At 52.8% G+C, this 22306-nt stretch carries 20 protein-coding genes; 16 read left to right on the top strand and 4 right to left on the bottom strand.

Going from position 1 to position 22306, the window contains the following annotated elements:
• The first annotated feature begins 240 nt into the window (after positions 1-240).
• Positions 241-657, top strand: coding sequence for an aspartyl protease family protein (locus LQZ19_RS10060; RefSeq protein ID WP_411047537.1), 417 nt, complete (start codon positions 241-243; stop codon positions 655-657).
• Between the two features lie 422 nt (positions 658-1079).
• Here LQZ19_RS10060 and LQZ19_RS10055 read toward each other — a convergent pair whose 3' ends face one another.
• Together LQZ19_RS10055 and LQZ19_RS10050 are read right to left on the bottom strand one after the other, a co-directional pair.
• Positions 1080-1913: a metallophosphoesterase family protein gene (locus tag LQZ19_RS10055; RefSeq protein ID WP_411047536.1), complete on the bottom strand. Its 834-nt coding sequence runs from the start codon at positions 1911-1913 to the stop codon at positions 1080-1082.
• Positions 1907-2650 carry a hypothetical protein gene (locus LQZ19_RS10050; RefSeq protein ID WP_411047535.1) on the bottom strand — a complete coding sequence of 248 codons (744 nt, stop codon included), beginning with the start codon at positions 2648-2650 and terminating at the stop codon, positions 1907-1909. Before LQZ19_RS10050 ends, LQZ19_RS10055 begins: the two co-directional genes overlap by 7 nt.
• A gap of 201 nt (positions 2651-2851) precedes the next feature.
• Here LQZ19_RS10050 and LQZ19_RS10045 point away from each other — a divergent pair, with 201 nt between their 5' ends.
• The 8 genes from LQZ19_RS10045 to LQZ19_RS10010 all read left to right on the top strand — a co-directional run bounded on the left by LQZ19_RS10045 (position 2852) and on the right by LQZ19_RS10010 (position 11367).
• Complete coding sequence (locus LQZ19_RS10045; RefSeq protein ID WP_411047534.1) at positions 2852-3160, top strand: helix-turn-helix domain-containing protein; 309 nt, start codon at positions 2852-2854, stop codon at positions 3158-3160.
• A 73-nt stretch (positions 3161-3233) separates the two neighbouring features.
• Entirely contained in the window at positions 3234-4664 is a 1431-nt protein-coding gene (locus tag LQZ19_RS10040) for a glycosyltransferase family protein (RefSeq protein WP_411047533.1), read from the top strand.
• Positions 4657-5541 carry an HAD family hydrolase gene (locus LQZ19_RS10035; RefSeq protein ID WP_411047532.1) on the top strand — a complete coding sequence of 295 codons (885 nt, stop codon included), beginning with the start codon at positions 4657-4659 and terminating at the stop codon, positions 5539-5541. Before LQZ19_RS10040 ends, LQZ19_RS10035 begins: the two co-directional genes overlap by 8 nt.
• A 32-nt stretch (positions 5542-5573) precedes the next feature.
• A complete protein-coding gene (locus LQZ19_RS10030; protein WP_411047531.1) occupies positions 5574-6467 on the top strand; it encodes a metal ABC transporter solute-binding protein, Zn/Mn family in 894 nt (297 codons plus the stop codon).
• Positions 6464-7306 carry a metal ABC transporter ATP-binding protein gene (locus tag LQZ19_RS10025; RefSeq protein WP_411047530.1) on the top strand — a complete coding sequence of 281 codons (843 nt, stop codon included), beginning with the start codon at positions 6464-6466 and terminating at the stop codon, positions 7304-7306. The genes LQZ19_RS10030 and LQZ19_RS10025 overlap by 4 nt, the downstream gene beginning before the upstream one ends.
• Complete coding sequence (locus LQZ19_RS10020; RefSeq protein WP_411047529.1) at positions 7303-8157, top strand: metal ABC transporter permease; 855 nt, start codon at positions 7303-7305, stop codon at positions 8155-8157. The genes LQZ19_RS10025 and LQZ19_RS10020 overlap by 4 nt, the downstream gene beginning before the upstream one ends.
• A 5-nt stretch (positions 8158-8162) precedes the next feature.
• Positions 8163-10772 (top strand): response regulator, encoded by a 2610-nt coding sequence (locus tag LQZ19_RS10015; protein WP_411047528.1) that lies wholly within the window; start codon positions 8163-8165, stop codon positions 10770-10772.
• 31 nt (positions 10773-10803) lie between these two features.
• Entirely contained in the window at positions 10804-11367 is a 564-nt protein-coding gene (locus LQZ19_RS10010) for a flavodoxin family protein (protein ID WP_411047527.1), read from the top strand.
• A gap of 15 nt (positions 11368-11382) precedes the next feature.
• On the opposite strand, the gene LQZ19_RS10005 is transcribed toward LQZ19_RS10010, so the two are convergent.
• A complete protein-coding gene (locus tag LQZ19_RS10005; protein ID WP_411047526.1) occupies positions 11383-11631 on the bottom strand; it encodes a TIGR03905 family TSCPD domain-containing protein in 249 nt (82 codons plus the stop codon).
• A gap of 117 nt (positions 11632-11748) precedes the next feature.
• Here LQZ19_RS10005 and LQZ19_RS10000 point away from each other — a divergent pair, with 117 nt between their 5' ends.
• The 4 genes from LQZ19_RS10000 to LQZ19_RS09985 all read left to right on the top strand — a co-directional run bounded on the left by LQZ19_RS10000 (position 11749) and on the right by LQZ19_RS09985 (position 15914).
• Positions 11749-13008: a putative DNA modification/repair radical SAM protein gene (locus tag LQZ19_RS10000; protein ID WP_411047525.1), complete on the top strand. Its 1260-nt coding sequence runs from the start codon at positions 11749-11751 to the stop codon at positions 13006-13008.
• A gap of 65 nt (positions 13009-13073) precedes the next feature.
• On the top strand, positions 13074-14264 hold the full coding sequence (locus LQZ19_RS09995; protein ID WP_411047524.1) for a M24 family metallopeptidase: 1191 nt from the start codon (positions 13074-13076) through the stop codon (positions 14262-14264).
• A 50-nt stretch (positions 14265-14314) separates the two neighbouring features.
• On the top strand, positions 14315-14899 hold the full coding sequence (locus tag LQZ19_RS09990; protein ID WP_411047523.1) for a Uma2 family endonuclease: 585 nt from the start codon (positions 14315-14317) through the stop codon (positions 14897-14899).
• Positions 14900-14957: 58 nt separating this feature from the next.
• Positions 14958-15914: a TIGR03915 family putative DNA repair protein gene (locus LQZ19_RS09985; protein ID WP_411047522.1), complete on the top strand. Its 957-nt coding sequence runs from the start codon at positions 14958-14960 to the stop codon at positions 15912-15914.
• Positions 15915-15921: 7 nt separating this feature from the next.
• Here LQZ19_RS09985 and LQZ19_RS09980 read toward each other — a convergent pair whose 3' ends face one another.
• The gene (locus LQZ19_RS09980) at positions 15922-16521 is read right to left on the bottom strand and encodes a DUF1638 domain-containing protein (RefSeq protein ID WP_411047521.1); all 600 of its coding nucleotides are present in this window, start codon (positions 16519-16521) and stop codon (positions 15922-15924) included.
• Between the two features lie 241 nt (positions 16522-16762).
• On the opposite strand from LQZ19_RS09980, the gene LQZ19_RS09975 reads away from it, so the two are divergent.
• From LQZ19_RS09975 to LQZ19_RS09965, 3 genes are read left to right on the top strand one after another with little or no spacing between them, the layout of a single operon-like run.
• On the top strand, positions 16763-18094 hold the full coding sequence (locus LQZ19_RS09975) for a TolC family protein (protein WP_411047520.1): 1332 nt from the start codon (positions 16763-16765) through the stop codon (positions 18092-18094).
• The gene (locus tag LQZ19_RS09970; RefSeq protein ID WP_411047519.1) at positions 18091-19071 is read left to right on the top strand and encodes an efflux RND transporter periplasmic adaptor subunit; all 981 of its coding nucleotides are present in this window, start codon (positions 18091-18093) and stop codon (positions 19069-19071) included. Before LQZ19_RS09975 ends, LQZ19_RS09970 begins: the two co-directional genes overlap by 4 nt.
• A gap of 9 nt (positions 19072-19080) precedes the next feature.
• Positions 19081-22260, top strand: coding sequence for an efflux RND transporter permease subunit (locus tag LQZ19_RS09965; RefSeq protein WP_411047518.1), 3180 nt, complete (start codon positions 19081-19083; stop codon positions 22258-22260).
• Positions 22261-22306: the final 46 nt, after the last annotated feature.

Raw genomic sequence — 22306 nt, 5'->3', positions numbered from 1 at the left:
TGGGAGGGACCATGGAAATACCGGAAGAAGATATCAAACGATTGAAAGAGGGATTAGGAGAACTCACCGATCCCCGGCGGCCCTGGGGGAGAAATGAGTAGTTATTCCTGAAAGATTTTTTCCCAAGGACTAAAGCATTTTGCAGGATCGCTCCCCTATAGAAGGGTGCAGGGGGAAGTCCGGCCGTTGGCCTGTGGTTCCCCGGCATGGTATATTAATCTTAATGGAGAGCGAGGCAGAATGGTGGGAACAGTGTACGAAGAGATCACCCTGAAAAACGAGGCTGATTTAACGAGATTTGGAGATGGACATCTTAAGGAAGCGGAAATCCGGCAGATGACGATCCGGTGCGTGGTCGATACCGGGGCGCCGACCCTGGTTATCAATGAAGTGGTACAGAAAGAACTGGGGCTGCGAACTGAGCACGTGAAGGAGTCCCGCATGGTGAATGGCGATCCGGTGGTCTGCAAGGTAGTCGAAACCGTACAGATACATTGGAAGGACCGTTCCATGGCCTGTCAGCCCTGGGTGATCCCCGGCGCAGATTTGATACTCCTGGGCGCAATCCCCCTGGAAGACATGGACCTTATGGTGGACCCGAAACGGCTGCAACTGGTCGGCGTCCACGGTGACCAACCTTTGGGGATAATCTACTAGAGGGCGCAGAAATTGGTCGGCGTCAATGTTTCACCACAAAGGACACGAAGGACTCAAAGGGTCCTATTTGCTTCTTCTCCTTTGTGTTCCTTGGTGTCCTTCGCGGTTCAAATTCTTCATCTTCTCTCTTTCCGCTCCAAACCGGTACCAGGCACTTTTTCTCACTCCCGCAAGTTCCGTAGCAATACGGTTTGTTCCTGATAGGCTCCTCCTTTACCGTTACGATTCTTCCGGCGCTACTGCGTAGTGTCCCCTGGACGGGGGACACTACGCAGTTTTGGTGCCAGGAGCCTTTTTTCTTCCCATCTTCGACTTTGCGGTTGGATTTTTCTTCAAAAATAGTATCATGTTAAGGGAATTTGGGTGATCAAAATTGATCTGTATTCGGTTTCAGGAATGACGCCGGTTTTCTCCCGGATAATTCATATTTTTTCAAATGTATAATTTATGCCTTCCCTTGAAACATGAACACGGCATATAGTTCCCGTTGCTTCACTTGCCCCATAATTCTCTACCATAATGTATGTTACCCCGCCAAGCTTTTTAACAATACGTTTATGAAGATGACCCATAAACATTATATCGCACTGTCCTTTTAACAGGGACATAACCCTGGCCCGTTCATTAATATCCGTTATTTGTTCATAATCATATAGGCCATTTTCTGTAAAAAAATTATCATGTGCAAAAACAAAGGTATGGTCTTTTGCGCTTTTCATTTCTTTTTCAAGCCATTCTATCTGATCATGTCCAAATGAACCGTTGGCATTATCCAACATAAACAGAGTAGTATCACCGGAGGGTGAATCTATTCGGTAGCAGGATGATCCGATAAGTTCTTCCCATGGGCCGGCTCTATTGGTATAAATATCATGATTTCCCATTACCGGATAACATGGTATTCCGAATGTACGGGCAACATCTATAAATTTCTGTATTTCTTCTTTTGTCCCATTTTGGGTAATATCCCCGGTTATTACAATGAATTGGGCGTCCCCCAGACGGGATTTCAATTTTGCAAATTCATTTGCAGAGATACTATCACTAATATGTATATCACTCAAAACTATAAATGAATAGCTATCACCAAGGTCAAGTGTTCTTTCATCCTGGCTGAGATAGTTAAATATATCATGATAGGAGAAACGGGAATCATATTCATTGTAATATTGCGGCAAAGAACAGCTTACTGTTATAAGCGAAAAAATTATCAAAAGTGTATGTATCATTTTTTGGTTGATTTTATAAACTACCATTTGAATATAATCATTCCGCCATAGGAGATGCCATAAACACTTACAATGTGTCCAACATTGCCCGACATGGCTATTTCAACCACATTTGACAGGGAAATTAAGTTAGTAATGCGAATTCTATTATTTAGATTAAATGAATAGGAACCTAAATTGGCGGCGTTAAAATCATCGTAATTTGATAAACCGATTCCTATTACAGCATCATCGGTATTGTAAAAATTAAGATATGCCGAATAGGCTATAATCGGTTCAAAAATAGCCGGGTTTTTGTCAAAGGTAGTAAACCTCAGGGTCGAACCTATGGATCCGCCAAAGTACCGCCATTTAAATGAAAAAGTCGGAAGCAGCGTATGAATATGGGTTTCATATTCCGGCAAGCCATTGTATATATAGGCAATTTTCAAAACCATGGGAACATAGGGACGGAAAAACGGGAAACCATATTCGGCGTTGATATATGTATTTATATCAAAAATATCTTCCACCTGACCCATGGAAACGCCGCTTCCAAGGATGAAATTCTTATTGAATTCAACGGAGCCAGTGGTCATAATATCCCAGGAATAGTAAAAACTGCGATTATATTCCGGAATAATTCCGAAACCAAGTTCAGCCCGGGTAATTGATATATCAAAACCATAGGCGTTTTTTATAAAAAAAAGACATAGTAGTAATACTATTTTATAAACGTGTTTGTGCGGATGGATGGGTATAACCCTATTGGATGTTTTAGGCATATTTACGTTTTCCCTGCCAATTCCCGTTCGAAAAATTAAAACAACATGACAAAAACCATTCATGACATATCCACAGGAGGACAAATTCAAAATAAATAACTCTACGTTATAGAATAATACAAATATATAACGGAAAAGTCATTGAGTCAATAACTCTAGGCCAAATAAAATGAAATAATATAACGCTAAAGTGGTATGGATATGGCAAAATTACGGCAGCTCTTAGCCGCCAATATGAAAGCTTACAGGAACGAACTTGGCCTATCGCAGGCTAAACTAGCGGAAAAGGTGGACACCGCAACCAATTATATCGCCATGATCGAAGGGGAGAAGCGTTTTCCCACTGATGCCATGCTGGAGCGTATAGCCGCCGCCCTGGAGAAAGACCCCCCCGACCTTTTTGCCATCGCCCCCATTCAACAGAAATGGCAGGATGATATTCTTGCGGAATTGGAATGCGTGATACAGAACAAACGGAAGGCTTTTGGGCAAAAATCGCCCAAACATTAATCCGCTTAGGCGCCGCAGGAACCGGCATTGTTCAATTCACCCCCATACGCTAGACTCGTAAGGGGGGACCAGGGTGCGTATCGCGTTAATCCACTATCATCTGCGCCGGGGGGGAGTTACTTCGGTGATCATGAATCAGGCGCAGGCGCTGATGGAGGCCGGGGAGGATGTGCTGGTTATCGCCGGAGAGGGGGAGCCCTCCATACCGGGCCTTAAGCGGGTATTGGTGGAGGAGCTCCGCTACGATCGGGACCGGGAAATTTCCCCGGGAACTTCCGGTGAAGAACTTACGAAGCGGGCAGCGGAGCTTGCGGACGCCATTGTCCTGGCTGCGAAAGCCCATTGGGGGCAGGAGCCGGATATCCTCCATGTCCATAATCCCCTGATACAGAAAAATTCCGCGCTGCTCCGGGCCTTGCATATCCTGCAGGAAAGAGAACCCCGGCTTTTACTTCAAAACCACGATTTAGCCGAAGATTTCAGGCCCGATGTCTATGCTAAGGGCGAAGAATACCCTATAAATTGTCATTATGCGGTGATCAACAGCCGGGATCGCTCTTTCCTGCACCGGGCTGGGCTAAAGTCGGAAGGGCTCCACCTGCTGCCCAACGAGGTACGCACCATTAACGCTACTGCGGATCTGGTCCGGAACCGGTACCTCTACCCGGTCAGGGCGATACAGCGGAAAAATATCGGCGAGGCGATCTTCCTTTCATTATTCATCCCAAAGGGAGGAACCGTAGCTATCACCCTGCCTCCCACCACGGAACGGGACATCCGTATCTACCGGGAATGGGTGGAATTTGCCCGGGAGCTTGGGCTGCCGGTTGAATTCGAGCTGGGTATGAATAGCTCCCTGGAAGATGCCTATGGGAGCGCACAGGGGATCATCACCACGTCAGTTAAGGAAGGATTCGGTTTCTCATACCTGGAACCCTGGACTGCGGGGCGGACGGTTATCGGCAGGCGCATTAACCATGTATGTCGGGATTTTGAAAGCTCCGGGGTACAGTTCGATTCCCTATATTCTTCCCTGAACATCCCCATGGTATATATTTCTTCAACTATTCTCCGAAAAAAAATGGAACAAACTATGATGTCGGTCTATAAACGTTTTGGGATGGACCCGCCCCGGTATATCATCAAAATGATGGGGGAAGATCTGGCTTCCAGGGATGTGATGGATTTCAGCCGCCTTGACGAAACAATCCAGAGAGGGATAATCCAGCTCCTGGTCTCCAACCAGCGGGTGCTCCGGGATATTGCCGATATAAACCCCTTCCTTAGAGACCTGGCCAATTGGAAACCCGATGATACGGTAATAGCATTAAATCAGCTGCGGGTTCCGGAATCATATGGAAGGGAACCTATCCTCAAGCTGTTAAGGGAGACCTATCGATCGGTACTCAATACTCCGGTAACCCACAAAATCGTAAAATCCATCCTCTTAGAACTCTATCTGGACCCTACCCAGCTCTCCCTGGTAGGGGTAGGAAATGACTGATCCCTGCCTTATCCGGCAAAAATCGACCCCCCTGCCCCTCCTTCCGCCGCCGGAGCTGCCGCCGGATCTGGAAGTCCTGTGCTCGCCTGAGCTCCCTCCGCTCAAGGGTATTCACTCGGTAATCTTCGATGTCTACGGGACCCTCTTCATCTCCGCTGCCGGCGATATAGGCAGCGGTGACAATGAACCCCATTACAGCCTAGACAGTCTAGCCAGGGAATACGGCTTATCGGCGGAGCAGCTCAGGGGTTACTTTCAAAAGGCGGTGCTGAAACGGCACGGGGAACTGCGCGGGAGGAGCCCCTACCCCGAACTGCGGGTAGAGGAGCTCTGGGCGGAATTCCTTGAACAACATGGACACGGCAATACTATGGACAAGGCCCGGGAATTAGCCCTGCGGTATGAGTTGACGGTTAACCCGGTGTATCCCATGCCTGATGCGGAGAAAACCCTGGGAATACTCCGGGAACGCCTAATCCCACTGGGGCTCATCTCTAACGCACAGTTCTTTACCCCCCTTTTGTTTGAGGCCTTTTTCAACGCCCCTCCCAAGAACCTGGGTTTTGATCCGGAACTGCTGATCTACTCCTTCGAACTGGGGGAAGCAAAACCTTCGCCGAATCTCTTTAGCCCCGCGGTCCGGCGCCTGAAATCCCTGGGCTTGGAACCGGAAAATGCCCTGTATGTGGGGAACGATATGCTCAACGATATCTCTCCCGCTGCCCAAGCGGGGTTTAAGACCGTCCTTTTTGCCGGGGACCGTCGTTCCCTGCGCTTACGGGAAGGGGAAAGCCGGGTTAAAGGCGTCCGTCCGGACAGAATTATACGGAACCTAAAGGATCTGCCTGCTCTTTTTGTCCCCCATGGACTGTATTGAAGAAGTGAACAAAGCAGATTAAATTAAAAAGAATGAAACAGGGATTTTTCCGTTTTTTTTGCTTAGCCGTGATCCTCTCCCTTACTGTTGCAGCCTGCGGAGGAAAAAATGACCGGGAAAACAAGACCGATGACCGACCGGTCCTGGCGGTGAGTATACTCCCCCAGAGTTACTTTGCTTCCCGCATAGCCGAAAACCGGGTGCGGATCATGACCCTGGTCGGCCCCGGGCAGAATCCCCATGACTACGAGCCCAGCCCTAAACAGATGGCGGATCTTGCCGCAGCAAAGGTCTGGGTCTTGTCGAACACGGAATTTGAGATTACCCTGAGGCCAAAGGTGGAGGCCCTTTTCCCGGATCTCACCATTGTTGATGGAACCCAGGGTGTACGGTTCCGGAATTTGGAGGATGGGGATGATCACGGGGATACCATTGACCGGCATACCTGGCTTGGGCATAAACCGGCAAGGATCATGGCAGCTCATATACAGGATGCTTTAATCAAGATGGATACGGATGGCGAGTCTTTGTACCGAAATAATTATCGGGAACTCACCGGCGATATGGATCAGGAATTCGGCGCTCTAAGAGAAAAACTTTCCCCACTGCGGGGAAAGATAGTTTTTGTGTACCACCCTGCCTTTGGTTATTTTTTAGACGAATTCGGCATAATCCAGGAGGCGGTGGAAACCGGCGGTAAGGAGCCCACACCCCGGGCTTTAAAGCTTCTCATAGAAAGGGCAAAAAGCGAAAAAGCCGCGGCGATCTTTGTCCAGGCCCAATTTCCGGTCAGTACTGCCAAAACCACCGCCGATGCGGCAGGGGCAATCCTGGCCACCCTGGATCCCCTAGCCCCGGACTGGCTCGCCAATATCCGTACCATGGGCGAAGTTCTGCAAAAAAACGTCGGGGAGACAGGTAAGTGAAGGAACATTCGGTACTCAACCACCCTGCGGACCGGAAGATAAGCCTTCGGTTCGATTCGGTTTCCTTTTCCTACGGCAATTTCAAGGTCCTGGAAAACGCCTGCTTTCATATTCACCAGGGGGAATTTATTGCCCTGGTGGGTCCCAACGGTTCGGGAAAAACAACGGTACTAAAACTGCTCCTGGGCTTGGAACAGCCCCAGTCGGGAAAGATTGACCTCTTCGGCGCCGGCTCCACCCTGGGTGAGCGTAACCGGATAGGCTATGTACCCCAGCAATCCGCCTACGACCCCGCCTTCCCCATCTCGGTGTGGGAAGCGGTAAAGATGGGCCGCCTGACATCCCTCTCCCGTAAATTCAGCGAGGGAGATAGGGCAGCGGTGGAGGAAGCCATGGCGCAGGCGGAGATTACGGATCTGGCGAACCGGTCCTATGCAGCCCTTTCCGGCGGCCAGCGGCGGCGGGTCCTGGCAGCCCGGGCTCTGGCGGCCAAGCCGGAAATTCTTATCCTGGATGAACCCACCGCTAATATGGACAGGGAAAGTGAGGAACGGCTCTTTACTACCCTGGGGAAACTCAAGGGGAATACCACGGTCCTCATCGTGACCCATGACACCGGGTTTGTGTCCGCCCTTACCGACCGGGTTCTCTGTATGGGGAGCCGCGAAACCGGGGCCGAATACGGCATAGTCCAACATCGTACCGTAGCGGAAGAAAAGGGCGCCCCGTCTTTGGGAACCGCCCGAATCATCCACGGGGAAAGCATACCCGGGGATCAGTGCGATCCTTCGGATCGCCGTGATCCTTCGGATCGCCGCGATCCGGAGGATGTAGAATGATAGACTTTTTCGACGCCCTCTTTAACCCGGCCTTCCCCTTTATCCGAAACGCCCTTTTAGCGGGGCTCCTTTCGTCGGTACTCTTCGGTATCCTGGGGGCGATGGTCACGGTCCGCCGTATCGCCAGCCTCGCCGGGGCCATCTCCCATGCGGTGCTGGGGGGAATCGGCATGGCCCTCTACCTATCGGCGGCAAAGATCATCCCGGGCTTCCCCCCCATAGCGGGGGCGTTGATCTTTGCGATTATCTCTGCGGGTATTATCGGCGCAGTATCCCTAAAGGCCAAACAGCGGGAAGATACGGTGATCAATGCCATCTGGGCCATTGGCATGAGTATCGGGGTGCTTTTCATGGCAAAGACTGCGGGATACACCGACCCCTCAAGCTACCTCTTTGGAAACATACTCCTCATATCAGAAAGGGATCTTCTTCTCATGGCAATATTGGATGTTTTTGTTCTTTTCCTGGCCTGGCGTTTTTATCCCCAGTTAAAGGCCTGCGCCTTTGACGAAGAATTCGCCCGGGTCCGGGGGGTCCCCACAACTATGATTTTTCTGGCCCTGCTCACGGTTACCGCTGCAGCAATAGTATTACTCCAGACTTTCGTAGGGATAGTGATGGTAATCGCCATGCTCACCCTGCCTGCGGGAACCGCGGGATACTTCGCCCGGAGCTTAGGGGGGATGATGCTCATAAGCTGCGGGTTTTCAGCGCTGTTTTCCGCCGGCGGTCTGGTCCTGGGGTGGAGCTTTGATCTTCCCGTGGGGGCAACGGTAGTAATACTGGCGGGAATCGTCTTTCTTACCGCCGGGGCGGTACGGGTTATTCAAAACCGGAAACACGGAGGGTAAAGGGTATGTTTTTCAAAAAATTCCGGGAAAACCGGGAAGCTCGAAGTCTATGCAGGATCATGCTGGAGGCCGCCCCTCTGGCCTGTTCTCTCCGGGATACCCATAACAATATCCTTGACTGCAACAAGGAGGCGCTGCGGATATTCGGCCTTTCTAAAAAATCGGAACTGGTTGACCGGTTCAGCGATCTGAATCCGGAATTTCAGAGCGACGGCAGGCCGTCCCGGGAAAAGGCCGCAGAACTACTGCGGGAAGTCCTGGAAAGAGGGTACCTGCGCTTTAACTGGCTGTACCATACCCTCAGCGGCGATCCTCTCCCGGTTGAATTAACCCTGATTCGAGTTCCCCTGAAAAACACGTATTGTATCGCGGCTTATTCCCGGGACCTCCGGGAAACCCTGGCCAACCGGAAGGAGATACGGGATGCGGACGAACGGACCCGGCTCATGCTGGACGCCACGCCCCTGGCCTGTTCCCTCTGGGACGAACAGAGAACATTTCTGGACTGCAACAGCGCAGCCCTAAAGATGTTTGGACTTTCAAGCGAAGAAGAGTATGTGAAGTATATAGAAAAACTAAGCCCCCCATTCCAGAGCGACGGAATGGCGAGCATGGAAAAAATGGAACACATGGATACCCTTGCCTTTACCGAAGGTTTTGCCCAGTTTGAATGGATGCATTGTACCCTTTCGGGGGAACCCCTTCCGGTGGAAACCACCCTGGTCCGGGTTCCCTGGAAAGGCGCCTATGCCATGGCGACCTATTCCCGGGATTTGCGGGCTGACCGGATCGCCCGGGAGATGGAGGTACAGGCCAGGGCCGCCCAGTCCGCCAGTGAATCCAAGAGCCGCTTTCTGGCATCCATGAGCCACGAGATCCGGACCCCCATGAACGCCATTATCGGCATGAGCGATCTTATGCGTACCGATAACCTCGATATAACCCAGAAAGAATATTTTGAGGATATCAAAAAAATGTCCCGGGCTCTTTTACAGATCATCAACGATATTCTCGACTTCTCCAAGATCGAAGCGGGCAAAATGGACATAAGTCCCGTTCATTTCAACCTCCATGCACTCTACGATAATATCTGCTCCATGAGCCGCTTTACCGCCGCCTCCAAGGAACTTGATTTCCGATCCCATTTCGATGATGCCGTGCCCCAGGTGCTTTTCGGCGACGATATACGGCTCCGTCAGATCATCGTCAATATCGTTAATAACGCTATCAAGTATACCCGGGAAGGTTTTGTTGATTTCCGGGTCTGTAAGATTACCGAGGATGAACGGGAATATCTCGCCTTCATCGTAAAGGATTCGGGGATTGGCATCAAAAAAGAGGACTTCTCTAAAATTTTTGGTTCCTTCAAGCAGCTTGACAGCGAACTTAACCGGGGTATTCTGGGTACCGGCCTCGGCCTTTCGATAACAAAAAAAATTGTTGATATGATGAACGGAAAAATAAAACTGGAAAGCGTCTACGGTCAGGGTTCGGAATTTACGGTGCTCCTGCCCTGTATCCCAGGAAACCCGGCCTTGATTGAAAAAACGGAATCCACAGACTTCGCGGTAAGTGCGGAAAACGCATTGGTACTGGTGGTGGATGATAACCAGATAAACCTTAAGGTTGCCCTGGCCTTCCTCGCCCAGCATAATATCAAGGCCGATTCGGCTGCCAACGGTCTTGGAGCGCTCAGAATGGTTCAGCAGAAAAACTACGACCTGGTCTTTATGGATCACATGATGCCCGGCATGGACGGCGTGGAGGCGACCAAACGTATCCGCGCCATGGAAGAAGACCGGTACAAGACCCTGCCCATTATTGCCCTGAGCGCCAACGCCGTTACCGGCGCTAACGAAACCTTCATCAATGCGGGGATGAACGACTTTATCTCCAAGCCCATCGATCCCAATGCCCTGAACCAGGCTTTGTTAAAATGGCTGCCCCCGGAAAAGGTTACGGTCAAACCAAAACCGGTGGATCATCACAGCGCCGCCGCAGCGCCCCAGGGTACGGTGGTACTCAATAAATTTACGGGCTTGGAAAAAGCCCTGGGGGACGAGGATTTTTATAAACAGCTTCTTACAACTTTCCGGGACGAACACGGATCTGATGCAGAAAAATTGCAAAATGCTGCGGGAAGAGGGGACAGGAAACTTGCCCACCGCATTGCCCATACCCTGAAAAGTTCCGCAGCCCTGATCGGCGCCGATATAGTTTCCCAAGCGGCGGCGCTGATCGAAAAGGCCCTTGCGGACGACGGTCCGGGCTGCCCTCCGGAAAAGCTTCAGGAACTCGAGGTTTCCCTTAAGGACACCCTGACAGAACTGGATGTCCTGATCCGCATGAATGCTGTGCCAGAAGACTCCCCCGCCGGGGTGTCAAGCATCGGGACTTCGGATACGGGGCGGGCTCTTGCCCTGGCGGAAACCCTGATCCCCCTGATGGAAAGGGCAAATACCGGCAGTCTTAAGTATACTAAGGAGATTCGGGAAGTGTTTCCCCCGCTTGAAGGAAAAACCGAATCCCTCATAAGCGAAATAGAAAATTTCGAATTTAAAACCGCCCTTGGGATTCTCCTTGAAATCAGGGATCGGCTGAAAAATTCAGGTTGAAAAATTATTTTTATAAGAAAGAGAGGTATCTATGAATTATCTTATTATTTCCGGCAACCCGAAGGGTGATGGGCTCTGCGCATCCGTAACGGACGAAGCAATTCAGGGAGCCAAGGACGGCGGCGCTTCTGTGGGGACCCTGTTTGTGGAAAAACTGGAACGCTGCCACGTATGCGGAGAGGGTTGGGGACCATGCCGGGAGCAGCATCGCTGTGCCTTCGGTAAGGATGGGTTCGATACTGCCCAGGACACGGTAAAAAAGGCGGACCAGCTTTGTTTTATCACCCCCGTATACTGGGGCGAAATGGCGGAGTCCCTCAAATCTTTCTTTGACCGGCTGCGCCGCTGCGAATTCGGGCAAACGGGCTCTCTCGCGGGCAAACAGATACTGCTGGTCGCCTCTCCCGGCGGAACCGGCAACGGCTTGCTCAGCTGCCTTGAACAGATGGACCGCTTCTGCCACCATACCGGAGCGGTGATCTTTGACTACATCGGCATCAACCGCTGGAACAATGACTACAAAAAGAAAACCGTATACGCCGCCGCCAAAGCAATGACGGAGAACCGTAAGGCCGGAGAAACCCTGGCGCGTTAAGGAGGATCACCTTCATTACGGCGCCTTTACCGCCCGCTCAAGGGCCTTGGCAAGCTGGTCCGGGCAGGATGTCTTCTTCGATCCGCAGCGTACACCCTTAAGGCGCTTGATGAGCTCGGCGGCTTCCATCCCTTCGGCAAGGATGGATATACCGCTTAGGTTGCCGTTACAGCCATCGGTAAAGGATAGATCGTATACCCTATTATCCCGGATATCAAATGTGATTTTACTGGAACAGGTTCCCTGGGTTTTATACTCGTACATAAAAACTCCTATTCATGTTTTACAATAATATACCAATTTTTTCAAAAAGGGGCAGAATCTCAGGGATCACTTCGATAAGCTCTTGTAAAACTTCCTATACGCATGTATAGTATATTCATGGATTTAGGAGAGAAACTATCCGTTCTGGCATCGTCGGCAAAGTATGACGCCTCCTGCGCTTCCAGCGGAAGCGGCGCTCCCACTGGAAACAAACGGGGACAGGGTTTTGGGGCGAATCTCCCTGCGGGGGTCTGCCATAGCTGGACCGGGGACGGCCGCTGTGTCAGCCTCCTCAAGGTGCTTTACTCCAATGTCTGCCGTTTCGATTGCGCCTATTGCGTAAACCGCGCCTCGGCGGATACCCCGCGGAGCGCCTTTACGGTGGACGAACTGGTAGACCTGACCTGCCAATTCTATCACCGTAATTATATTGAAGGGCTCTTCCTGTCATCGGGGATCTTCACCGACCCGGATATGGTTATGGAGAAACTTATCGCCGTTGCCAAAAAACTCAGGAAAGAAGCGGGGTTCGGCGGCTACATCCATCTAAAAATTATCCCCGGTTCCGGTGAAAAGCTGATCCGCGAAGCGGGGCTCTGGGCGGACCGGCTCAGCGCAAATATCGAACTGCCCACGGACAAGAGCCTCCAAACCCTGGCGCCCCAAAAATCAGGAAAGGTAATCCTTGGGGCTTTTGAGGATGTATCCCGGAATAGCGCGGAAAACGAGGAGGACCGCAAAAAGATCCGCTCCGCCCCGGTGTTTGCCCCCGCAGGCCAAAGTACCCAGCTCATCGTAGGGGCCAGCGAAGAGGATGACCGGACCATCATCGGACTGTCCGGCGCACTGTATCGGAAGTTCTCCATGCGGCGGGTCTATTACTCCGCCTTCATCCCCGTAGGTGTTCCCGGCCGCGGCGGCATCAGCGATCCCCGGCTGCCGGACATTCCCGGCCCGCCACTGGTGCGGGAACACCGGCTCTACCAGGCGGATTGGCTCATGCGGTTTTACCACTTCAACCCAGGGGAAATACTGGAGGACACCCCCTACCTGGACCACCACGTGGACCCTAAAACCGCCTGGGCGCTCCGCCACATAGACCACTTCCCCATGGATCTGCAAAGGGCGGATTACGAGGAACTGCTCCGGGTTCCCGGCATCGGCGCCACATCCGCCCGGCGCATCCTGGAAGTCCGGCGGCTTCGGTCCCTCAGCTTCGATGGGCTGCGGCGCCTGGGGGTTATTCTCAAGCGGGCCCGGTACTTCGTCACCCTGGGCGCCTCCTACATCGACCAGCCGGAGGACCCCAAACGGATACGCCGCATGCTGTCGGACCAGGATGGCGCGGGGCTGCAGCTGCCGTTGTTTGATTTCTGAAACCCATATTGACTTAAAAGTTATCAATAGCTTGGAAAACCAAGCGGCGGATATTATATTTAGGTATGGAGCTAACCCTACAGGAACTTGAACAGCGCCGCGCAAAATTTACCGCCATGATGCATAAACGCTGCCCCGGCTGGGACACGGCGGTGATCTTTGAAAACGCTAACCAGTACTATTTTACCGGTACCATACAGAACGGGATACTGCTGATTTATAAAGACGGGAGCTATCTCTACGGCGTACGGCGCAGTTACCGGGGGGCAAAAGCGGAATCACCCCTAAGCGATATTATGCAGATTAACAGCTACCGGGACATGGCGGAAAAAAACGGCGGGGATCTGGGCGTCCTGTATGTCGAAGGGGACACCCTGCCGATGGCGGTTCTGGAACGGCTAAAAAAATGTTTTAAGATTAGTTCGATCAATTTTCTTGACACCCTTATAAGGACGGTCCGGGGAGTAAAGTCTCCCTACGAAATTCATTGGCTCAAACAATCTGCGGAACAGCACCGGCTATTTTTGGAAGAGCGGGTCCCTACCCTGCTCCGGGAAGGCATAAGCGAAGCCGATTTTATGGGCGAAATAATCCGCCAACTGTATACCATGGGCTATCACGGTATACCGAGGTTCCATCAAAACCAGGTTGAACTGACCGCGGGGCAGATCGGCTTTGGAACCAATTCCCTGCTGCCCTCCGGTTTTGACGGCCCCGGCGGCGGCAAGGGTTCCAGCCCCGGAAATCCCCTGACGGGAAGCGGCGGGAGAAAACTGAAACAGGGTGATCCGGTTTTTGTTGACGTCGCCTTTGGCATGAATGGGTACTACACCGACAAGACCCAGGTCTATATGTTCGGCGCCGAACCGCCTGCGGAGTTTGTCTCGGCCCACAGCCTCTGCCTTGATATTCTGCGGCGGACAGCGGAACGGCTCCGTCCCGGTGAAATACCCTCACAAATATACCAGGATATTACCGCCGGCCTGTCGGAAAAGGACCGGGACTGTTTTATGGGGGTTGATAACCAGCACCGGGTAAAATTCCTGGGCCACGGGGTGGGCATCAATGTTGACGAGTTTCCGGTAATCGCCAAGGGCTTTGACGAGCCCCTGGAGGAGAACATGGTAATCGCCCTGGAACCGAAAAAGGGCGTCCCCGGCATCGGAATGGCAGGGGTGGAAGAAACCTTTATCGTGACCCCACAGGGTGGACAGTGCATCACCGGCGGCGGCCGGGAGATCATCAGAATAAATTGATAATTGGACAGTATCGGTTTTTTCTGATACACTGATACCAGGAGATAGCTATGGCCCTCGCTCAAGAATTAATCTCTTATACCTACGCCGATGTCCTTGACTGGGATGAAAGTGTCCGGGCGGAAATAATTGACGGGGAAATCTATATGATGGCCCCCCCGAACACATCCCATCAGTGGGTCAGCAGAGAGTTGTTTGGTCGTTTATATGATTTTTTATCGGGGAAACCCTGCCAGCTTTTTTCGGCGCCCTTCGGGGTTCGCCTGTTTCCTAAGGATGACCTGAGCGATGATACGATGGTGGAACCGGATATCATGGTTATCTGCGATGCTTCCAAGCTGGACCAGCGGGGCTGTAACGGCGCTCCGGATCTGATTATCGAGATTCTCTCCCCAAGCACCGCCCGTCATGATCAAAAGCTGAAATTCCAGAAGTATCAGGAAGCGGGTGTGCGGGAATACTGGATCGTCGACCCGGATCAAACCATGGTTTATGTACATATCCTGGAAAATGGACAATATACTACTAAAGTGTATGATGAGACCGATGAGATCCCCGTCACCGTCCTCCCGGGCTGCGTGATCAAGCTCAAGGACGTATTTACCATGCCCTGGACTGCCGCTGCCAAAAACTAAAAAACGTATCTTGCCATAATTACTAAACTTCTGTATAGTATGTTCAGAGGTTTTTGTTATGATCGAATACACCTACGATGGTACCTTAGAAGGGCTCTTCACCGTTCTTGATCGCATCTGCCGGTCCCTGGACCCCGAGGCCGTTATTCCGGATCATGTTCAAGGCCCCCTCCGCCGGGACTGGAAAACCCAAGCGGCGGAGACCGGCGATACCCAAGCCCCCGCCGCCCAGCCGGAGCTCTTCGATGGCGGCACTTCCAGCGAAGCTTCCCACTGCACGGAAACCGCACCCGGCGAAGTCCCGGCATCCTCCGCCCAGACCATACGCTTCAGACCTTCGGTCTATGCGGGTAGCTGCGTTATAAGCAGCGGCTCTCCCCCGGACATACCCGCTGCCCGGCGTCTCTACGAGCTTTCCGCCAACGCCTATGACCGCTTTGTCCACGGCTGGATGAGCGAGCTCCCCATTGAAGCGGAGCTTATCCGTTTTGCCTGGAAGGTCTTAGCCGCAGGGCAGGACGCGCCGGGGGGCCTTAAGTCCCCGGGCGCCCGTGAAGGGGCGGAAGCCGCCGCAGCCGACCGGGGAGACCCGGATGTCCAGGCGGTACTCAGCGCTGCCTACAGGGTCTGGAAAGAACTGGACCGGCTCCGTGGGCTGCTCCGGTTTTCGCCCGCTTCCTCCGGTATCTACCTGGCCTGTTGTACCCCGGACCATTTCGTCCTTCCCGGTCTGGCGGACCATTTTACCCAACGCTTCGGGGAAGCACCCTGGGTGATCATTGATGAACGGCGCTCCCTGGCCCTGGCCTGTTCCCCGGACAAAGAAGCCCGGCTCATCTCTCTGGAAGATTTACCCCGCATTTTGCAACGGAGTTCCGGAAAGAACGACCCATGGGAAGATCTCTGGCGTAACTACCACAGGGTTGTTAATAACGAAAGCCGGAGCAACCCCCAACTCCAGCGGCAGTTCATGCCCAAACGTTACTGGAAGTATCTACCGGAACTGCGGGAATAGGCGCCGGTTATGCAGCCAGCAGCTTCCGGCAAATATCGAGAACCACGCCCTTGAAGTAGTCCAGGCTTATGGGCATCACCTCAACCGGAACCTGGGTAAACTCGAAAAAGTCAAACAGCTCCTCATCGCTAATCTCAAAAAGGCCGCAGTCCAACACGACGATCTTATCAAAGGAGCCGAAATTTATCCGCGCGTCAACCGCATCCCAGCCGTGACCCTGCTGATAGATCTCCCGCCAAAGTTTGAGCCCGCTCATGGTCAGGTAGTATACATTTCCCGTGGCGTCCATCTCTTTTTTCTTTTCCGGGCTCAGGAAAGCTTCAACACAGTTAGCCGCCCGGGGATACATGGCGCCCGTATCCTTGGTTATCCCCGCCATATCGGTGTGGCACATGCGTCCGTAGAGGAGCATAGTCTTTTTACCCGCCAGAGCCTGCAAGCCTTCGGTGATCGCGCTTGCCAAACGGTTCTCGTTAACATCCAGGGCCGGGGGCAGGTAGTTTATCTGCAAATCGGTCCCGATCTCCGCCTGAATCTCCGGAAGTATCTTTTGAAGTTCCAACTGGTAAATGCCGCAGGATAACACGGATATTGGCTGCTTATTCATACTTCTACCAGTATACAATAATCAAGGACTGTGTAAATAATTCATAAACTGAGAATATTTTACACACCCCGGGACGGCATCCGGGGGATAAAACCGCCTAAATTGCATACAATTACCTTGGAAAAGCACTTGGCACAGTTTTTGCATAATATATTTTCTGAAGAGCTTCGGGGTATGTCTGCTACTGGCAGCATAGTCCCAATTTTGGTAAAATAATCCTGGTTTTATAATGGAGTAATAGGTGAAATCAGTCTCCTCTTGCGGATTTTTAGCATTTTTTCTGTTAATTTCCGCTTCTCCGGTTTCATCCCAGGAATCGCCTCCGCCCATAGTCCTTACCCTGGACCGGGCCGTGGAATTAGCCCTGGAGAATAGCATCGATCTGCAGAAACGGTTTATCGACCTTAGCAACGCCGAATATGCGGCAAACCGTTTGTGGTCGGAGCTCTTCCCCGGTATCAGTACCAGCCTGGGGCTGAGCTACGGAACCCCCCTTTTCAGCGGTGACGGCTTCCGGGGCTCCTCGGATAACCTGAACTATACCGCATCCATGGGGTTTTCCTTCCAGCTTAACTCCACCCTCTCCCCGGCGATGCGGATCACCAAGCTAGATTATCAAACTAGTTTATTGGGTTACGAAAATGCCCGGCGGGTCCTGGGGATAGGGATCAGCGGGACCTTTTATTCCCTGATCGCCGAAAAGGAAAAACTTTCCCTCCTGGAGGGGACCAGGAAACTGGCGGAACAGCAACTGGAAAAAAGCCGTACCAGTTTTCAGAACGGCATGATTGGGGAACTTGGGTACCTGCAAAGCCAGCTCAGTGCGGAAACCGCTCACTTGGATTTGAGCAGGGCCGAGGCAAGCTATGCGGATAATCTGGGGAAATTCCTCGTCCTCCTGGGATTGGATCAGAATACCCCGGTGATTCCGGAAGGTGAAATAACCATCAGCCGGCTTGAAGCGGAAACGGAGGATCTGATCCGGAAACATCTCCCCTCCCGGCCGGACATTATCAGAGCGCGTCAGGAGATTGAGCGGCTCGAACTTGTGGAACTGCAGAAAACCAGGAATGGCCGCGCCCCATCCCTCAGCCTGGCAGGGCGATGGCAGGGCGATTCCTCGGGCGTGGACATGGGCGGAAATTTTTCCGACAGACTGAGCGGCAGTCTTACCCTGAATATCCCCCTTGAAAGCCGGATACCCGGAACAAAGGCTAACCAAACTATCAGGACCGCCCACACGGATATTGAAAAGGCGCGCCTGGATCTGAAAAATACCGAAAATGAAGCTATAACGGCGATCCGATCCCTTTCCACGAACCTCAAAAATTCCTGGGGGAACATCGAGATATCCCGGCTCAGGGTACAGTTGGCGGAACGGACCTATCAGCTGACCGAGCAGGGTTTTCGGAACGGCGCCGTGGAATCCCTGGTTCTGGAAGATAACCGGAATGAGATGACCAAGGCCCGGCAGCAGCTTTTGGATGACCGCTTAGCCTATAAAAAAATGATGTTGGAGCTCTCATCCGCCCTTAACGTTGATGAGGACGATTTAGTCAGGAGTACGCCGTGAATAAGAATAAAAACAGATCTTCAAAATGGATAACTCTCATCATTGTTGTCCTCATTCTGGTTTTTGCGGGAATCATCGTCACGTCCTACTTAGGCATAGGCGGCCCGAAAAGCAGCGCAGGGTCAGGCAGTGGTAGACCGGCGGCGGGCGGCGGCGTTCAGGCCGGAGGCGGTCAAGCAGGCAGCCGAAACGCCACAGTAATACGAGCAACCCCGGTAGTCCTGGGTACTATAGAAAACAGTGTGGTAATCAACGGTGATGTCCTCACCCGGACCCTGGTTTCCATCTTTCCCACCATGGCAGGGAAAGTCATCGAGATGCGGCTCCAGGTAGGGGATCGAGTATCCCAGGGGCAAACCGTAGCCATGGTGGACCCCTCACGACCCGGGGAAGTGTATTCCCACAGTCCTGTTACCAGTACTATCAGTGGGACGGTACTTCAGGCGCCGGTAAGTCCCGGGGACACGGTTACCACCGGGACCGCCGTCTATGTGGTGGGGAACCTCGAGAGCCTTATTGTAGAAACCTTCGTGCCCGAGCGCTTCTCCACTGCAGTACGGATGAACCTTAACGCACAAGTCAGCTTCGAAGCTATGCCCGGGGAACGCTTTGACGCGGTGATCAGTGAGATAAGCCCTGTGCTTGACCCCGCAAGCCGGACCCTGCGGATACGCCTCCGGTTTCAGGGCCGCATTGATCCGCGGATCAGGGCGGGGATGTTTGCCACCGTCAACCTGGTTACCAACTCCCATACCAACATTCCGGTCATTCCCCGGGGCTCGGTGATAAATACCTATGGGTCCTGGATAGTGTTTGTGGTGAACAAAAATAATATCGCCGAAAGGCGGGTCATAAGCCTGGGCCTTGAAAGCGAGGAGCTTGTGGAAGTTACCGGGGGAATTGAGAACGGGGAACTGGTAGTAAGCGCGGGGCAGAATTTTCTCTCCGATGGTGATCTGGTCCGGGTTGTGGATTAGGGAGGAAAGATGAATATATCCGTATACTCGGTCAAACGGCCGGTAACGATAGTAATACTGTACGCGCTTGCCCTGGGCATAGCGGCCACCCTGATCCCCAATCTTGCGGTGGACCTCTATCCATCAACGGCCAGACCGGTACTTTCAGTCTTTACCCGTTTCCCCGGGGCGGGACCTACGGACGTGGAGCGCAATGTTACTGAGCGGCTTGAGCGGGCCCTTACCGCCTCCCGGGGCCTTACCAATATCACCTCCAATTCACAGTTTGAGTCCAGTTTTATCAATCTGGAGTTTGCCTACGGTACCGACATGGACAAGGCCATGACAGACGCACAAACCCTGCTGAATCGGCTGGTCAACTCCCTCCCGGACGGCGTGGAAACCCCCACGGTACGGCGTTTCGACATGAGCGCCATGCCTATCATGCGCCTGGTGGTTCGGGGTAACTACCCCCCGGATCAACTGCGTATTTTCGCCGAGGACGAGATCCAGGCCAGCATTGAACGGGTCGACGGGGTTGCCGCTGCGGAGGTTACCGGGGGCACTACCCAAATCGTCAAGGTTGCAGTATCCCTGAACCGGCTGGCGGCTTTCAACCTTACCCTGAACGATGTCTCAAGTTCCCTTCGCGGACAGAGCATCCTCTCATCCGGGGGAAACCTGCGCCGGGGAACCAGGGAATACCAGATCATGACCCAGGAGGAACTGGTCAGCCTGGATCAGATCAGGCGGCTGGCGGTCAAAACAGTAAACGTAAGCGGAGGCGCCGCAGCTGCCTCCAACCGGTCCCAGGTAGTACGCCTGGAGGATATCGCCAATGTAAGCCTGGGTTACAACGATAATGCCGCCCGGGTCTACGTAAACGGCCAGAGCGGGGTCTACATCCAGGTTACCAGCGAAAGCGACAGTAACCAGGTGCAGGTAGCCGATCGGGTACTGACCGCTTTAACGGAGATCAACACAACCCTGCCCAGAGGCATCACCCTGGACGTGCTTTCAGATAATACCACCATGATAAGAGCCACCATGAACCAGGTGTACAGCAACGCTCTCCAGGGCGCAATATTATCCATGCTCTTACTGTTCCTGTTCCTCCGTAACATTAAGGGGACCATAATCATCGGCCTTTCCATCCCCATCTCTATATTGCTTACCATCATGTTCATGGCGGTATTCGGCTTTACCCTGAACCTCCTCACCATGACCGGCCTCATCATGGGTATGGGCATGACCATGGACGCCTCTATTGTGATACTGGAAAACATCCACACCTACCGGGAACGGGGTGCTAAGGCGGATATCGCCGCTATCCTGGGGAGCCGGGAAATGCTGCGGGCCATCATGGCTTCAACCGCCACCACTATTTGTGTGTTCATCCCCCTGATCATCTATAAAAATGATCTTAAGGAAATGGGACAGCTCTTCAACGATCTGATTTTTACGGTGGTAATCTCCCTGATCTGTTCGCTGGCAGTGGCAGTAACCCTGGTGCCCAGCCTCTGCGGTTCCATTCTTAAATTAAACACCCGCAAACAAAAGCCCCTGAAAAATCCCGTGCTCAGACGCATAGACGACGTTATGGAAAACTTTTTCAAGGGTATGGAAAAAAAATACCGGAACGCTTTAGACTACTGCCTCTCCCACCGCATCCTGATACTGGCCCTGGTACTCCTCATCCTGACCTTTTCCCTGATGCAGTTCAGCGGCATAGGGATGAATATGTATATCCGTACCCGGACCGACGATAACGTAACCCTCAACGTTTCTATGCCCCAGGGTACAGCCATGGATGTTACCGAGGAAACTCTCTTTACCCTGGAAGAGCTGATCAAGGAACAGGTCCAGGGCTATCGAAACATCATCCTTACAGTCCGGCGGAGCGGAACCAACCAGGGCAGCGTCCAGATTACCCTACCGGAACCGGCGCTGCAGATCGATACCCCGGCGGCGGTGATTCGCAAGCTCACTCCCTACACCAACACTGTTCCCGGCGCTCAGATCAGTTTCCGGGCAGGGCGTGCCATGGGGAATACCCAGGCGGTGGAAATAGCGGTAAGTTCCAGGGACTACAACGCCATCATGGAAACCGCCGGTGAAATCCAGGGAATCATAACGCGGTATCTGCCGGACATCGAGAACCCCACAGTAAATATTGATGAGGGGGCGCCCCAGCTGCGCATTGAGGTTGACCGGGACCGGGCGTCGAGCTTCGGCCTCTCCCTTTCGTCCATCGCCTCGGAGATACGCACCGCCATGGACGGCAGCGCGGTTACCACCTTCAGCCGTGGGGACCGGCTCCTGGACATCAGAGTGATGCTCCGGGACGAGGATCGGATAGGTATGCCCAACCTGGACGCAGTATTTGTAACAAGCCGCAGCGGCTACCCTATCCCCCTCTCCAATATTGCCTCCGTCGTAGAAGGCAGGGCTCCCTCCTCCATACGCCGCGAAAAACAGGAACGGGTAATCCGTATCACCGGGGATCTTCCCCCGGGTATAGCTGCCACGGATATGCAGCGCCGCCTGGAAAGCACGATAAAGCAGTATCTGGTACCCCGGGAGGAAGTAACGGTGCGTTACCTTGGCGAAGCCCAGGAAATTGCCGCCTATTACGGTAAGTTTATCTTTATTATTGCTGCCGCAGTATTTCTGGTTTTTGGGGTTATGGCAAGCCAGTTTGAATCTTTCGTCGATCCATTGATCATCTTTTTTTCGATACCGCTGCTCCTCATCGGGGTTATTTGGATATTTAAGATCACCGGTGAGGCTATGTCCATGTTCTCTGCGGTGGGCATCATCGCCCTGGTGGGGGTGGTGGTAAACAACGGCATCGTGCTGGTAGACTGTACCAACACCCTCCGCGCCCGGGGTATGAAGGTCCGCGAAGCCTGCCTTGAAGCGGGCCACAACCGCCTCCGCCCCATCCTCATGACCAGCCTCACCACCATCCTGGGTATGTTCCCCATCGCCTTCTTCCCCGGCGCCGGCGCGGACACCATCCAGCCCATCGGCAAAACCTTTGTGGGCGGCCTCATGGTAAGTTCCCTCATGACCCTTTTCGTAACCCCGGTGATGTATTCTCTCCTGAACAGCCGGCACGATAAAAAGCTGGTAAAAAATACTACGAAACTAAAGCTTGTGCGGAATGAGGAAATAGAAGCGCCGGTACTGGCAGGCGGAGCGAAGTGAGGGAACTATTTCTTCAATAAACGAATTGAGCAATATGATTATACCC

The organism is Treponema primitia, assembly GCF_046533075.1.
GTDB lineage: Bacteria > Spirochaetota > Spirochaetia > Treponematales > Breznakiellaceae > Termitinema > Termitinema primitia_B.
Note: the sequence above shows the minus strand (reverse complement) of the source record. Positions and strands in the feature narration are given on the sequence as shown.